Below are 14,209 nucleotides of genomic sequence, written 5' to 3'. Positions count from 1 at the left end.
AAGCAGTGATTACGACAGAGGACAGATTTCAGATGACCGTCATCCGCCAGCAAGACTTTATCGACAGCATTGAAGATGCATTGCAGTACATTTCGTACTACCATCCGCTGGATTTTATTCAGGCGCTGGAAAAGGCCTACCACAAAGAGCAGAACAAGGCGGCCAAAGATGCCATCGCGCAAATCCTGATTAACTCACGGATGTCGGCCGAAGGCCATCGGCCGATTTGTCAGGACACCGGCATTGTCACCTGCTTTGTTAAAGTCGGCATGGACGTCAAGTGGGACAAAACCGATTTGACGGTGCAACAAATGGTCGACGAAGGCACCCGCCGTGCTTACAACAACCCGGACAACCCATTGCGCGCCTCCATCGTGGCCGATCCGGCTGGCGCCCGAAAAAACACGCGCGACAACACTCCGGCTGTGGTGCACATCGATCTAGTGGCCGGTGATCAGGTCGAAGTGATGATTGCCGCCAAAGGCGGTGGCTCGGAAAACAAAACCAAAATGGTGATGCTGAATCCATCCGACTCCATCGTCGATTGGGTGCTGGAATCCTTGCCGAAAATGGGCGCTGGCTGGTGTCCGCCAGGCATGCTGGGCATCGGCATCGGTGGTACCGCAGAAAAAGCCGCCGTGCTGGCCAAAGAGTCCTTGATGGACCCGGTTGATATTCAGCAGCTGATTGACAAAGGCGCCGAAACCGCCGAAGAAAAACTGCGGTTAGAGCTGTACGAAAAAGTCAATCAGCTCGGCATTGGTGCTCAGGGCCTCGGTGGTTTAACCACAGTGGTGGACATTAAAATCAAAAGCGTACCGACCCATGCCGCTTCCTTGCCAGTGGCCATGATCCCAAACTGCGCCGCAACCCGCCACGTGCATTTCCACCTGGATGGCTCAGGCCCGGCCGATATCAAGCCGCCCAAGCTGGAAGACTGGCCGCAAGTGACCTGGGAGCTTGGCAGCAATGTGCGCCGGGTGAATCTGGATACCATCACCCCGGAAGAGGTGCAAAGCTGGCAAGCCGGTGAAACCGTGCTGCTCAGCGGCAAGATGCTGACCGGCCGCGATGCCGCCCACAAGCGCATTGCCGATCGCTTAAATAAAGGCGAAGGTTTGCCAGAAGGCGTCGATTTGAAAAACAAGTTTATCTACTACGTCGGCCCGGTCGATGCAGTGGGCGATGAAGTGGTCGGCCCGGCCGGCCCCACCACCGCCACCCGGATGGACAAATTCACCGACATGATGCTGTCGCAAACCGGTTTGCTCGGGATGATTGGCAAATCCGAGCGCGGCGATGCCACGGTGGAAAGCATCAAGCAGCACAAAGCTGTCTACTTAATGGCCGTTGGCGGCGCCGCTTACCTGGTGTCCAAAGCCATTAAAAAAGCCCGGGTGGTGGCCTTTGAAGACTTGGGGATGGAAGCCATCTACGAGTTTGAAGTGGAAGATATGCCGGTGACCGTGGCGGTGGATAGCCAGGGCAACAATGTGCACAAACAAGGCCCGGCGATTTGGAAAGTAAAAATAGAAGAAATGGCTGACGCGAAATAAAAGCGTGCAAAGCATCCGAACCTGCAAGCCTTGCTTGCAGGTTTTTTTTAACCAGGGGAAGCTACTATGAAAATTAGTTTCGTGACGCTCTCAGCCATGCTGATAGCCGGCTTTGGTCTGCAGGCCAGCACCAAAACACCCTTGCAGGTGGAGCATCTGGCGCAGTTCAATCAATTGAGCGATATTGTGTTGGCGCCGGGCGGCAATCAGCTGGTGTTTGCACAAAAAAACGGTGGTGTTAAGCCGGCCGATAGCAGCCATGATCTCTACCTGATGGACTTTAGCCGCAACAACAGCGTGCAAAGGCTGACACAAAACAGCAGCCGTGAGCACCAGGTGCGCTGGGCTGCCGATGGCAGTGCTATTTATTTTTTGGCCGACCGTACCGGCTCCAACCAGGTATGGCGCCTTAATTTAGCTGGGGGCGAAGCGCAGCAAGTCACCGATCTGCCGTTGCCAGTGCAGGGCTTTCAGCTCTCTGCCGATGGTAAATTGCTGGCATTGGCGCTTCGGCACAAGCCAGGCTGCGGCGATATTGCCTGCACCTTAAAAGCACAAGCGGCTGATGCCGCCCGTGACGATACAGCCATGGTGTACGACCAGCTGATGGTGCGGCACTGGGATCGCTGGCTCGATGGCTACCGCACGCACCTTTTTGTTGCCAGCCTGGATACCAAGCCGGTGACCGATGCACGCAACCTGATGCCCGATTGGAACAGCGACATTGCCGGCATCAACGAAGTGGCCTTCACACCGGATCAACAGCATCTGGTGTTCAGTGCCAAGATGCCGGGTGTGGATGAAAGCTGGCACACCAACTTCGATATTTTTGAGGTCAGCATCGAAGGGGGTGAGAAGAAAAATCTCACCGCCGACAACCCGGCCTGGGACTCGCATCCATCCTTTTCACCGGACGGCCGCTTTATGGCCTACCTGGCCATGACCACACCGCAAGCGGAATCCGACCGGCGCCGGCTGGTGCTGCTCGATCAGGTCACCAATCAACGCACGGTACTGACTGAAGATTGGGACCGCTCCATCTATTCGTACCAGTTTGGACCCGATAACCGCACCATCTATGTCACCACGCAGGATGTCGGCCAGGTCAGTATTTACGCCATCAACACCAGCTTTGGCGATGTGCGTAAGGTGTATGGCGATGGTACCGCCGGCCATTTAAATGTGGCGGCTGATCGCATCGTCTTTAGCAATCATCGTCTGAACCAGCCGACGGAGATTTATCAGATTCAGCCCGATGGCAGCCGCTTGCAACAGCTCACCCATGTCAACGGCCCCTTGCTGGAAGGCATTGCCTTTGGCGACTTTGAGCAATTTAGCTTTGCGGGCTGGGAAGGCAACACCGTCTACGGCTACCTGGTCAAACCGGTCAACTTTGACGCCAGCAAGCGCTACCCGCTGGCGTACCTGGTGCACGGCGGTCCTCAGGGCAGCTTTGGCAATATGTTCCATTACCGCTGGAATGCGCAGCTGTGGGCAGCGCAGGGCTATGTCGTGGTGATGGTCGACTTTCATGGTTCCACCGGTTATGGCCAGGCTTTTACCGACTCCATCAGCCGCGACTGGGGCGGCAAGCCCTTGGTCGACTTGCAAAAAGGCTTTGAATACGTGCAAAGCGCTTACCCCTGGATTGATGGCGACCGCGCCTGTGCGCTGGGGGCTTCCTACGGTGGTTACATGATGAACTGGTTTGCCGGCAAATGGCCGGATGCTTTCCGCTGTCTGGTCAATCATGCCGGTTTGTACGACATGCCAAGCTTTTACAGCAGCACGGAAGAGTTGTTTTTCCCGGAATTTGACTTGGGCGGTACCGCCTGGGATGAGGACTCCGATTACGCCAAATTCAACCCGGCGGCTTATGCCGACAACTGGCAAACGCCGATGCTGGTGATCCACGGTTTAAAAGATTACCGGGTGCCCTACGCACAGGGACTGGGCGCCTTTACCAATTTGCAGCGCAAAGGCATCGAATCGCGCTTGGTGATTTTCCCCGATGAGAATCACTGGATCCAGCAGCCGGCCAATCGGGTACGTTGGTACAACGAGGTCTTCGACTGGATGAAACGCTTTACGGCCGAATAATCGCTTCCTCCCGGCCGTCTTGGCGGTACAGGGAAACACCAAAAGCGCCTGTGGGCGCTTTTTCTTTATTAGGTAAATTGCAACTAATGTGATATCAATGTTATCTGTTTTTTATCATAACAATATCATAATCCCGCAGAGAAGAAATCATCATCCTGATTCAGACTGTTCCTGAAACACAGCCTCCACAACCCTGTGGTGGTAAAAACGGATTTTAAGGAGAACGCGATGTCGTTTGCAGCAAAAGTCAAATGGATCAGTCTGTTTATAGTGCTCTTTCCAATGATCATGGCCACTGCCGTGATTACTTACCTGGCACACAGTGCTTTGTATCAGCAAGCCGAAGCAAGCCTGACGTCCGTGCGTGAAATTAAGCAACAACAGATTCAGTCGATGCTCACGGAGTTTGCTGATGGCCTGGAAGTGGTTGCTGCCACAGTGCAAGCCATGCAGACACTCAGTGGCATCGAGCAACAGCATGCCTTGTTTGTGCAGCTTAACCAGCAGCTTGGTTTTTACGATATTTTTGTGATAGATCCGCAGGGCAACATTATCTACACCGTCGAGCGTGAATCCGATTACCAGACCAATCTGCGGCACGGCCCTTACCGGGAATCTGGTTTGGCGCGTTTGCTGCAGCGCAGCCAGCAGCACAGCAGCATTGTGATGGAAGACTTTTCTCCTTACGCTCCCTCCAACGGTGAAGCCGCGGCTTTTCTGGGCCGTCAGCTTCAACTGCATGACGGCGTCTATACCGTAGCGGTGCAGCTGTCGATAGACAAAATCAACCAGGTGATGCAGATCCGTGAAGGCATGGGGCAAAGCGGCGAAACCTACCTGGTGGGCAGTGATTTTCGCATGCGCTCCGATTCCTTTTTGGATCCACAACAACGAACGGTGCAGGCATCCTTTGCCGGCACAGTGCAGGCCAATGGGGTGGATACCGAGGTGGTGCATCTTGCATTGGCAGGGCAAAGCGGGGTTCAAGCGGTGGTCGATTACAACGGCAATTGGGTGGTTTCAGCTTTTGCTCCGCTCGATGTTTTCGGTGTCCGTTGGGCGCTGTTGGCCGAAATTGACCGGGCCGAAGTGCTGGCACCGGCGCAGCGTATGCTGTGGGTTGGCGTGCTGATTTGTCTGTTGGCTATTGTGCTGGCCTTTGTTGCGGCTCATCAGGTTTGCCGTTTTGTGTTGGGACCGCTCGGTGGTGAGCCGGAGCTGATGTGCCGCCTGACCAGCGTGATTGCTGCTGGGGACTTAACCACACCGCTGGAGTCGCAAGACAAAGACAAACATCTGATGGGGTGGCTGGCTCGGATGCAGCAGAGCTTGCGGCAGTTGGTGCAACAACTGATTGGGGTTGGTCAGCAACTGGAAATGACAGCCGAGCAAAACTCAGCCGCCATCACCCAGGCCGATGGCAGCATTCAACTGCAGGCAAAAGAAACCGACATGCTGGCAACGGCCATCGAGGAAATGAGTTATGCTGCGGCGGAAATTGGCCAAAACACCAGCAAAGCCTTAACTGAGCTGCAAGGTTGCAAAGGTGCATCTGAGCAATTGCAGCACAACCTTGGCAGCAGCCAGCGCAGTCTTCGTAAAACCCTGGACAGCTTTGCGGAGATCCATCAGCAGGTTCGGGCGCTGGAAAACGACAGCCAGAAAGTAGGCCAGGTACTGGAGGTCATCAACGCCATTGCCGAGCAAACCAACTTGCTGGCATTAAACGCCGCGATAGAAGCAGCCCGGGCCGGTGAACATGGCCGTGGCTTTGCGGTAGTATCCGATGAAGTGCGGCAACTGGCTGGCAAAGTGCAAGATGCCATTCAGGATATCTCAGCGGTGTTGCATGGCATTCGTGGCCAGTCGCAATCACTGGCAAAACATTCGGAAATTTGTGCCAACGAGTCGGCCAAAACGGCAGAAGACGCCAGCCTGATGGTCGACTCCGCTGAAGAAATCGATCAGCGACTGGCCACCTTAAAAGAGTTGATGGGGCAAACCGCCAGTGCCGCCGAGGAGCAAACCACCGTCTCAGCCACCCTGGCCGAAGGCATCAGCCGTTTAAGCGCTTCGGCCGAAGAAAACAGCACCGCCATCAGTCAGGTGGCGGGCAGCACCCGCGACTTGTTGGGGTTGGCCAATCAATTGGGCCGCTCGGTCGCTCAGTTTAAAGTCTGATTAGCCACGATGGCTGGCATCGATGTCAGTGTTGCCAGCTATCACTTCCTATCCAATGGCTAACTACAGCTATTGGATGAACTTAAAGCACTGGTTGACAGTGCTAACTTTTGCTATCAAAATGATAGGTGTCAAGTTGATAGGTTTTTCATGGGAAAGAACAAGCCTAAAGGTGTGAACGAATTTCCACTTACGGAAGAAACAGCCAGAAAGCTAATAAATGATCTGGCAGAAAATTACTCCCACAGGATCCGATGGAGTAAGCATGTAAAGGAGCGCATGATTGAGCGCGGGGTGACTACTGGGCAGGTCATCACACTACTTAAAAGTAAGCATTCAGTTTTCAGAGAAGGCCCATATCCAGAAGCAAACGGAGATTGGAAGTTTAACCTGAAGGGGCTATCTGCAGGCAAAGTGATTGAATTGACCGTTGCACTCAAGAATCATCATGACAGTCCGCTGTCAGTTCTGGTAACTGTCTGGATCGAATAAAGAGGTTGGTATGTACCACTACGCGGAAAGCGGTTTATCCAATGTGTATCTTAAGAATGGTTTTACCGTTGAAATAATCGATGGTGAAGAGTTTACCAGCATTGATGATATGAACGGTCTTCACAGCACAATAGCTCAGGCTGTTGTCGAGAGTCGAAAACCACTCACACATGAAGAGTTTAAGTTTCTACGTATTGAGCTGAATGTCTCTCAGAAAATGCTTGCAACACGTTTTGGCGTGGATGAGCAGACTATTGCTCGTTATGAGAAAGGCCAGACAAAAATTCCCCGTACCACAGATGCTGCTTTAAGATCTTTGTATATGGAAAGCTTGCAGAAAAATAGTCCAGTCAGTTATTTTCTTGATCTACTTGCGGATACTGAGGCTGAAGTAGCTGCAAAAGAGATTCGTCTGGAGGAGGTTGAAGATCATTGGGCAATTGCAATCTAGTCACCCAAGTCAGAACACCAGCCATTTATACCATAGAACAAGGGCGCTGATTCAGCGCCCTTGTTCTATTTCAAACCGTGTTTAGTAAGCTTCGGTATGCACATCACGAACTGCACGGCCAGATGGATCGGTCATTTCCGCCATCTTGGCATCCCAGGCCAACGCTTCTGGTGTCGAGCAAGCCACTGATTTGCCCCCTGGCACGCAGGAAATAGCACCGGCATGCGGGAAATGCTCTTCAAAGATCACCCGGTAGTAATAGCCTTCTTTGGTATCCGGTGTATTGACCGGGAAACGGAAGCTGGCGGTGGCCATTTGCTGATCACTGATTTCATGCTCAGCATGGGCTTTTAAGCTGTCGATCCAGCTGTAGCCAACACCATCCGAGAACTGCTCTTTTTGCCGCCACAGGATCTCATCCGGCAGCAAGCCATCGAAAGCCTGGCGCAGAATGTGTTTTTCCATCTTGCCGTTGCCGCACATCTTGGCTTCCGGGTTTAGCCGCATTGCCACATCCATAAAGGTTTTGTCCAAAAATGGTACCCGGGCCTCAATACCCCAGGCCGACATCGCCTTGTTGGCACGGTTGCAGTCAAACATGTGCAGCCGGCTGATTTTGCGCAGCGTTTCTTCATGGAACTCTTTGGCATTCGGCGCTTTATGGAAGTACAGGTAGCCGCCAAAGATCTCATCCGAGCCTTCGCCCGAGAGTACCATCTTAATGCCCATGGCTTTGATTTTGCGTGCCATCAAGTACATTGGGGTCGAAGCCCGAATGGTGGTGACATCGTAAGTTTCCAGGAAGTAGATCACATCACGGATCGCATCCATGCCTTCTTGCACCGTAAAATGCACATTGTGGTGCACAGTGCCAATGGCATCGGCCACTTTTTGTGCTGCCACCAGATCCGGCGAGCCAGGCAAGCCCACCGCAAAAGAGTGCAGGCGGGGCCACCAGGCTTCGGTCTGGTCGTCGTCTTCGACCCGACGCTTGGCAAATTGCTGGGCAATGGCGGAAATTAATGAAGAATCCAGACCGCCGGATAACAACACACCGTAAGGCACATCCGACATCAGATGGCTTTTCACGCTTTGCTCCAGCGCGTCACGCAAGGCTTTCACATCGGCCTGGTTGTCTTTGACCGCATCGTAGCTTTGCCAGTCACGCTGGTAGTATGGCTCCAGCTTGCCAACCTTGCTGTCAAAGATGTGTCCCGGCGGGAACTCTTTGATTTGTTTGCACACCGGCACCAAAGCCTTTAGCTCGGAAGCAACAAACAGCTGACCATGCTCATCGTAGCCGTAATAGAGCGGAATAATGCCAATGTGATCGCGGGCAATCAGGTAACGCTCTTGCTCGGCGTCGTACAGCACAAAAGCAAACATGCCGTGCAGCATATCGACAAAATTGACGCCATGCTCCAGGTAAAGCGGCAAAATCACTTCGCAGTCGGATTTGGTTTTAAAACCGTAGGGCGATACCAGGTTCTTCTCCAGCTGCTTGTGATTGTAGATCTCACCATTCACTGCCAGAATGTGATTTCGTTGATCATTAATCAGAGGTTGGGCACCATTTTCAGTATCTACAATCGCCAGACGCTCGTGCGCCAGGATGGCATTATTGTCATTCCAGATCCCAGACCAGTCCGGACCACGATGACGTAACAACTTAGATAACTGCAGCGCCTGCTGGCGCAATGCTTTCACATCAGTCTTGATGTCAAGCACCCCAAATATCGAACACATGTTCACCTCTGTAGAATTAATTGAATTTCGTTTGGCAGTATGTACGGCTATCCGTACCCCCTGAATGTGCCATGCCCAGTAGAAAAAGCAAGTGCTTTTTGTAGCTTTGTTTCATGGTAAACTTTCAGTGCCAGCGACAACCAAGTGAGCTTATGCAGTCCAACCGAATAAAACCTCGTTTTCAGCCACCGACGAATTGGCAAGCCGAATTGTTTCAAAGCAATCCCATCTTTGCCGATCTGCAGCAGCTGTTTCAGCCGTCCCGGTGCCGCGACTGGCCCACCCCTGACTGGTTGAATCAACAGCGCACCGATACCAGCTATGAATTTGTCGCCAATGCCTTGCTGGAGCGCGATGGGCGTTATTACGAAGACTATATTTATGCAAGCCAGCAAATCCCAACCCGGGCTGAAAACTGGCACGATTTCTTTGGTGGTCTGATTTGGTGCTTGTTTCCCCGCACCAAAGCACTGCTGAACCAGCTGCATATTCAGGAAATAGAGCGGGCAGGGCATAGCCCACGCACACCACTGCGCAATAAAATCACCCTGCTGGATGAATGCGGCGTGCTGATTGCCTACACCCCAGCTCAGCGCAGCCTGGTGCAGCAATTGCAACAGCATCAGTGGACCGACGTTTTCTGGCAGCGGCGAGCGCTGTGGTGGCAGCAAGTCCGGCCTGTGGTGTTTGGCCATGCCATCTACGAAATGGCAACCCAGCCTTTTATTGGTTTAACCGCCAAATGCTGGTTTATCGAGGTGCCAGACGATTTTTGTGGCTCGCCACTCATCAGCCAATACGCCCATTTGGATGCAGAGCTTTCGCAGTGCATCGGCAAGCAGCCCGAGTGCTTACTGCAAAAAACACAGCTAACCCCCTTGCCCCTATTGGGTGTTCCAGGCTGGTATGCCGACAATCAACAGCTGTCGTTTTACCAAAACCTGGATTACTTTCGACCAAAAAGAAACCGTTAGCTCGTCCCGCCGGTTGTCATCTGTAGTGCCTGTTGCTAAACGAACTTCGACATAGTCAATGCCAGTTCCCTGTGTCTGTAGTGCACCTGTATAGCTTGAAATGAGCGGGTGAACATCCACTTGGCTTCTATCTTTAGTGTTAATCAAAAAAAACGTGTATGTGTTTAATGGTTAAGTGAACTGGTGAGTTGTGTTGATGTAAGGCTAGCATGGAAAGAATGTTTTGGTTACAATCGCAGCAACAATAAACCGCACTAACAACAATAGTAACAGTAGTTTGCCACCAGGTGAGCGAACCTGGTTGTGCAATTGGAGATGTAAATGCTTAAAACCCTTGTCTTCTTAGCGCTATCGATACTAACCGTCTTATCGTTGTCATTAAACGCAAGTCAAACGGTAACCGGGCGATTCCAGCCACTGCAACCGGAAGATATGAGTTATTACCAGAACTTCCACTGGTCAAAACCTGTTCCGCGTAAAGAGTTGTATCAGTCAAGATTGAATGGGTATGAGCATATGTACGAAAAAATGATGACCTGTCTTTCGATGACAATTTATGATTTGCCGGAGCAGATTGGCTTGTTTAAAGATGGTGGTCATGAACCTGATGAGCATATGAAAGAAGGAAGTCCAATTGATTCAGTTGTGGTTAGCGATTGGCTGGTATACAACTTTGCAGAGAAAATTTATCAGACCTACAACGGTTCTCTTGACCCTGAAAACGACAATGACCCGGCGTTACGTCACGTTAGAAATGAGTTCTGGTCACATTGTTTAATTTCGCTGGATGTTTGGCTGTTTACCCAAGCCGCACAGCGGCGAGCTGATGGCGATGCGAACTGGCGAGAGTTTCTGCGTGAAGGGGAGCCTTTGAATAAAAAATAAATGACCTGCGCAACCAAAATACGGCATGTGCAGAGTTTCTCTGCTACAGCAAATTATTAAATTTTATAACATAGATTGAGAACCGCATGACTTTTACTTTAAAAACACTTCGTCTAGGTACCTTGCTTATGCTGTGTGTAAGTTGTATAGCGCTTAGTGCGTGTGGTGATAGCAATGTTGCACACAAGCCTCAAGAACAGAATGGTGCTTCGGTAGCAGCGCATGAGGTGTCAGAGACTGATAATAGAACCGGCAATGTTAAAGCAGGTTCCAGGAATACCAGCGCAGCTGAGCTGGTCGCTGAACATGCGATCCACTGGTCGCATCCGAACTTCTTTCCAGCAGAGCTACTGGGGGGAGAGACTGGTTGGCAAGCAATGTATACGGCACATGCAAAGCTAGAGAAGGTATCGAGCAACGAAAATGTCGTGATGCAAATCAGAAAATGTCATGAAAACACGAGGGAAGCGAGGCTCATTGCCGCTGGGTATAACTTCGAAAACTCAACTTTAATGCGTAATTACAATGATCGTGTCGCTAGCTACAAAGCACAGAAAGGTCGGTATCTGGATAAAGATGTAGTGTTGTATTTCTTTGGCTTATTGGAGACGCATCAGCAAACATTAACGTCGGAGCAATTTGAAGCGGTGAGTGATAAGTTTTGGCAATGGTGTGTTGCATTACCCAACACGCATTGGTCAGGGCGATACCAAGATAACCCGATCCGTCTGGAATGATCTCAAATGGTATGGTAAGCAGATAAGTATACAACGACTTGATAGCAGGCTCTCAACATCCAATTAAGATTTAACCTTGGCAAGGAGGCGCTGCAATTTAATTTGCATTCCGACATACGCACATTTGGCGGATCATTCGCCCTCTGTGTTTCACCCGTTGCAAATACCTTTAATCCAAAGGGCACCATGACAGCATTGGTGCCTTCTAACTTCTCACAAGTCGCAACTTCTAAAATCTGCTTACATTTTTGCTGTCGGAAAATAGCCAAAGCAAATTGCTATTCATGCCGTCCTCTTTAATAATACAGCCTTGTTTACATGACTAGACCAAGCATGGTGCCAGCAGAAATGACGCTAGTCATCTTTGTTCAGCCACTCAGACCCAGAAGGACTCGTGGATGATAGAAATTAAGAACCTGGCCAAAGCTTTTGCCATTGGCAAGGGCTCCAAGCTGTCTGAAAGCGAAAAACAGGATGTACGCTACAGCAAAACGGCCTTTCATTCGGTACGCGATGTCAGCTTTCATTGCGACCAGGGCGAGGTATTGGGCTTACTGGGCCCGAATGGTGCCGGTAAAACCACCACCTTGCGGATGCTTTCCACCGCATTAAAACCCGACAGCGGCAGTGTGCTGATCAATGGCGTGGATGTGCTGAAACAGCCACTGAAAGCCCGTCAGCAAATTGGCTTCTTGTCGGCCGATACCGGCCTGTACGGCAAACTCACCGCTTTTGAAAACATCGCTTATTTCGGCCGTTTGTACGGCATGAAAGAAAAGGCGCTACGCAGCCGCATCGATGAGCTGTTCACCTTGCTGAACATGCACGACTTTGCCAACCGTCGGGCCGACAACATGTCGACCGGCATGAAACAAAAAACCGCCATTGCCCGAGCCGTGGTGCACAGCCCCAAGGTGGTGATTCTGGATGAACCAACCACCGGCCTGGACATCATGACGGTGCAAACGGTGCTGGATTTTATCAAGTCGCTGAAAGTGCTGAACACACCGGTGATTTTCTCCACCCATCATCTGGACGAAGTGGCGTCCTTGTGCGACCGGGTGGTGGTAATCGATCAAGGCATCAGCACTTTTTCCGGTAGTATTGAGGGGTTTCGACAGCGCTCTGCCAGTGGCGATCTGCGTGAAGCTTTTTTATCCGTCATTAACCAGCCAGAAACGGCTGTGGCACAAGGAGCAGCCTGATGTGGCAAGTGTACGTGAAAGAACTGATGGAATTGATGCGGGACAAAAAAACGCTGATCTTCGTGATTTTATTGCCCATTCTGATTTTCCCGGTGCTCTTCGGAGTAATGGCTCTGGTGCTCACCAGCACCACCAGCAAAGCCATGCAGCAAGAACACCGCTATGTGATTGTCAATGCGGAGCAGGCACCGCAATTTGCTGAAGCCTTGTTTTATCATAAAAACTTTCGGAAGGTGGACTCCGGGCTCACCGAACCGGAGCAACTGATCGCCGCCATTCGTGCCGGTGACTTTGATGTGGCTCTGGTGATCCCGGAGGATTTTCAAGCCCGCCAGGCCGCGGTAGAGCAAAGCGAATGGCAACTGATTTACAACCAGTCTTCGCAGCTGGATTTTATGTACCAGTACTTTAGCGAGTTGATGCGCCGCTACACCGAAGACTTGCAGATGACCAGTTTAAGCCAGCTGGGGGTGGACCCGGATCGGCTGCAGGCCATTTTAACACCGGTAGAGCTGCGCCGGGTCGACACCGCCGACACCCGGGAAAACATTGGTGAAAAAATTGGCGCTTTTATTGCGTACATCCTGATCCCCATTTGCCTGATGGGCGCGTCTTATCCGGCAATCGACATGGGAGCCGGTGAGAAAGAGCGGGGCACCTTAGAAACTTTGCTGATTTGCCCGGTCACCCGCACCGCCATTGTGTTGGGAAAATTTTTCACCGTGCTAACCACAGGCCTTGCTACCACCTTAATAACAGTGGTGAGTTTTGGCATCTGGACAGCGGTTGTCAGCTCCTTCACCGGCTTTGATGTCATTACCAATGTGATGGCCAGCATCTCGGTAACCGATCTGTTGTTGATTTTCCTGATGCTGCTGCCGATTTCGGCTATTTTTGCCTCCTTGTTGCTGGCGATTTCCATCTACGCCAAAACCTTCAAAGAAGCGCAAAACTACATGAGCCCATTGTCCTTTGTGGTACTGATGCCGCTGGTCGCCGCGATTTTGCCCGGGGTGAATTTAACCACCACCACAGCGATGATCCCTTTGACCAACGTGGCGCTGGCCATCAAGGAACTGATCAAAGGCACCGTCGATTACGGCATGCTGATGATGATCTTTGCTTCGACGGTGGTGATTGCCGGTGCCCTGGTGGCATTTTGTGTGCACTGGTTCCAGCAGGAGAAGGTGTTGTTTCGCTAGGCAGTGGAGCTGCGGTTACCGCCGGATAGCGGCTAGTTACCGCTGGCAAAGCCCGCTAGTGACCGTTGCCGTTGGCAACTAGTGACCGCCGCTTTGCGGCTAGTGACAAGCAGCTGCGCTGCAGTGACTGCTGGCAAAGCCAGTTAGTGACCGTTGCCTTTGGCAACTAGTTACCAGGCAGCATAGCTGCCGTTACCGCTTTTAATCAATAAATACTATTGATAATAGTTATTAATTAGATTAGGATCACCCCATCAACTGATGAGGTGATCCTATGTACGTATGTTTGTGCAAAGCCGTGACCGACAAAGCCATTAAACGCCATGTAGCCGAGGGCATTCGCTCCATTCGAGAGCTGCGTGCTTGCACCGGCCTTGGCAGTCATTGTGGTCAGTGCACCTGTCAGGCCAGTCAGATCCTGCACAACGAAACCCTGCTGCAAGCGCAGCAAGGCATTGAACTGGCACATCAGGTTGCCTAACCGAGTGCTAATGCACTCTATTCTTTTGAGGGCGTGTTGACCTTTGTTGTTTGTTTTTGCAGCTGCTTGGCTGGTATTTATACAAGGCAAAGGTTGTAAGGTGTAGTTATTCTACATGAAACAAGCTTTAACGCAGTAGAAATGCCAGCCAAGCGCTGCCCGAAGGGTTCGTCTGGCGACGCTCTGCTCTTTGTCACTC

General features: G+C 51.5%; 12 protein-coding genes. 11 read left to right on the top strand and 1 reads right to left on the bottom strand.

The annotated features are described in order from the left end of the window. The first annotated feature begins 32 nt into the window (after positions 1-32). From Q3O59_RS10250 to Q3O59_RS10230, 5 genes are all read left to right on the top strand, one after another. The gene (locus Q3O59_RS10250) at positions 33-1,556 is read left to right on the top strand and encodes a fumarate hydratase (protein ID WP_305945496.1); all 1,524 of its coding nucleotides are present in this window, start codon (positions 33-35) and stop codon (positions 1,554-1,556) included. Positions 1,557-1,622: 66 nt separating this feature from the next. Further along, the gene (locus Q3O59_RS10245; protein WP_305945495.1) at positions 1,623-3,656 is read left to right on the top strand and encodes a S9 family peptidase; all 2,034 of its coding nucleotides are present in this window, start codon (positions 1,623-1,625) and stop codon (positions 3,654-3,656) included. Positions 3,657-3,884: 228 nt separating this feature from the next. Further along, on the top strand, positions 3,885-5,837 hold the full coding sequence (locus Q3O59_RS10240) for a methyl-accepting chemotaxis protein (RefSeq protein WP_305945494.1): 1,953 nt from the start codon (positions 3,885-3,887) through the stop codon (positions 5,835-5,837). A gap of 150 nt (positions 5,838-5,987) precedes the next feature. Next, the gene (locus Q3O59_RS10235) at positions 5,988-6,329 is read left to right on the top strand and encodes a DUF4258 domain-containing protein (RefSeq protein WP_305945493.1); all 342 of its coding nucleotides are present in this window, start codon (positions 5,988-5,990) and stop codon (positions 6,327-6,329) included. A 10-nt stretch (positions 6,330-6,339) separates the two neighbouring features. Further along, the gene (locus Q3O59_RS10230) at positions 6,340-6,780 is read left to right on the top strand and encodes a helix-turn-helix domain-containing protein (protein ID WP_305945492.1); all 441 of its coding nucleotides are present in this window, start codon (positions 6,340-6,342) and stop codon (positions 6,778-6,780) included. 81 nt (positions 6,781-6,861) lie between these two features. Here the strand turns inward: Q3O59_RS10230 and asnB are convergent, their stop codons facing one another. After that, entirely contained in the window at positions 6,862-8,526 is a 1,665-nt protein-coding gene (asnB, locus tag Q3O59_RS10225) for an asparagine synthase B (RefSeq protein WP_305945491.1), read from the bottom strand. Between the two features lie 152 nt (positions 8,527-8,678). On the opposite strand from asnB, the gene Q3O59_RS10220 reads away from it, so the two are divergent. The 6 genes from Q3O59_RS10220 to Q3O59_RS10195 all read left to right on the top strand — a co-directional run bounded on the left by Q3O59_RS10220 (position 8,679) and on the right by Q3O59_RS10195 (position 14,010). After that, positions 8,679-9,500: a DUF3025 domain-containing protein gene (locus tag Q3O59_RS10220; protein ID WP_305945490.1), complete on the top strand. Its 822-nt coding sequence runs from the start codon at positions 8,679-8,681 to the stop codon at positions 9,498-9,500. A gap of 321 nt (positions 9,501-9,821) precedes the next feature. Further along, the gene (locus Q3O59_RS10215; protein WP_305945489.1) at positions 9,822-10,385 is read left to right on the top strand and encodes a hypothetical protein; all 564 of its coding nucleotides are present in this window, start codon (positions 9,822-9,824) and stop codon (positions 10,383-10,385) included. An 86-nt stretch (positions 10,386-10,471) separates the two neighbouring features. Beyond that, positions 10,472-11,122 carry a hypothetical protein gene (locus Q3O59_RS10210; protein ID WP_305945488.1) on the top strand — a complete coding sequence of 217 codons (651 nt, stop codon included), beginning with the start codon at positions 10,472-10,474 and terminating at the stop codon, positions 11,120-11,122. Positions 11,123-11,520: 398 nt separating this feature from the next. Beyond that, positions 11,521-12,327, top strand: coding sequence for an ABC transporter ATP-binding protein (locus Q3O59_RS10205; RefSeq protein WP_305945487.1), 807 nt, complete (start codon positions 11,521-11,523; stop codon positions 12,325-12,327). After that, on the top strand, positions 12,327-13,529 hold the full coding sequence (locus Q3O59_RS10200) for an ABC transporter permease (RefSeq protein ID WP_305945486.1): 1,203 nt from the start codon (positions 12,327-12,329) through the stop codon (positions 13,527-13,529). The genes Q3O59_RS10205 and Q3O59_RS10200 overlap by 1 nt, the downstream gene beginning before the upstream one ends. 274 nt (positions 13,530-13,803) lie before the next feature. Then, positions 13,804-14,010: a (2Fe-2S)-binding protein gene (locus tag Q3O59_RS10195; RefSeq protein ID WP_305945485.1), complete on the top strand. Its 207-nt coding sequence runs from the start codon at positions 13,804-13,806 to the stop codon at positions 14,008-14,010. Positions 14,011-14,209 lie beyond the last annotated feature (199 nt).

Origin of the sequence: Alkalimonas delamerensis (assembly GCF_030717955.1) — a bacterium.
GTDB classification, from domain to species: domain Bacteria; phylum Pseudomonadota; class Gammaproteobacteria; order Enterobacterales; family Alteromonadaceae; genus Alkalimonas; species Alkalimonas delamerensis.
The sequence above is the reverse complement of the archived record's forward strand: the minus strand, read 5'-3'. Positions and strand labels throughout refer to the sequence as shown.

What these genes read in the sequence shown, in the direction of transcription:
- Q3O59_RS10245 (WP_305945495.1), top strand. Translation starts at nt 1,623, where the DNA reads ATGAAAATTAGTTTCGTGACGCTCTCAGCCATGCTGATAGCCGGCTTT.
- Q3O59_RS10195 (WP_305945485.1), top strand. Translation starts at nt 13,804, where the DNA reads ATGTACGTATGTTTGTGCAAAGCCGTGACCGACAAAGCCATTAAACGC.
- Q3O59_RS10230 (WP_305945492.1), top strand. Translation starts at nt 6,340, where the DNA reads ATGTACCACTACGCGGAAAGCGGTTTATCCAATGTGTATCTTAAGAAT.
- Q3O59_RS10205 (WP_305945487.1), top strand. Translation starts at nt 11,521, where the DNA reads ATGATAGAAATTAAGAACCTGGCCAAAGCTTTTGCCATTGGCAAGGGC.
- Q3O59_RS10200 (WP_305945486.1), top strand. Translation starts at nt 12,327, where the DNA reads ATGTGGCAAGTGTACGTGAAAGAACTGATGGAATTGATGCGGGACAAA.
- Q3O59_RS10210 (WP_305945488.1), top strand. Translation starts at nt 10,472, where the DNA reads ATGACTTTTACTTTAAAAACACTTCGTCTAGGTACCTTGCTTATGCTG.
- Q3O59_RS10220 (WP_305945490.1), top strand. Translation starts at nt 8,679, where the DNA reads ATGCAGTCCAACCGAATAAAACCTCGTTTTCAGCCACCGACGAATTGG.
- Q3O59_RS10235 (WP_305945493.1), top strand. Translation starts at nt 5,988, where the DNA reads ATGGGAAAGAACAAGCCTAAAGGTGTGAACGAATTTCCACTTACGGAA.
- Q3O59_RS10240 (WP_305945494.1), top strand. Translation starts at nt 3,885, where the DNA reads ATGTCGTTTGCAGCAAAAGTCAAATGGATCAGTCTGTTTATAGTGCTC.
- Q3O59_RS10215 (WP_305945489.1), top strand. Translation starts at nt 9,822, where the DNA reads ATGCTTAAAACCCTTGTCTTCTTAGCGCTATCGATACTAACCGTCTTA.
- Q3O59_RS10250 (WP_305945496.1), top strand. Translation starts at nt 33, where the DNA reads ATGACCGTCATCCGCCAGCAAGACTTTATCGACAGCATTGAAGATGCA.
- asnB (WP_305945491.1), bottom strand. Translation starts at nt 8,526, where the DNA reads ATGTGTTCGATATTTGGGGTGCTTGACATCAAGACTGATGTGAAAGCA.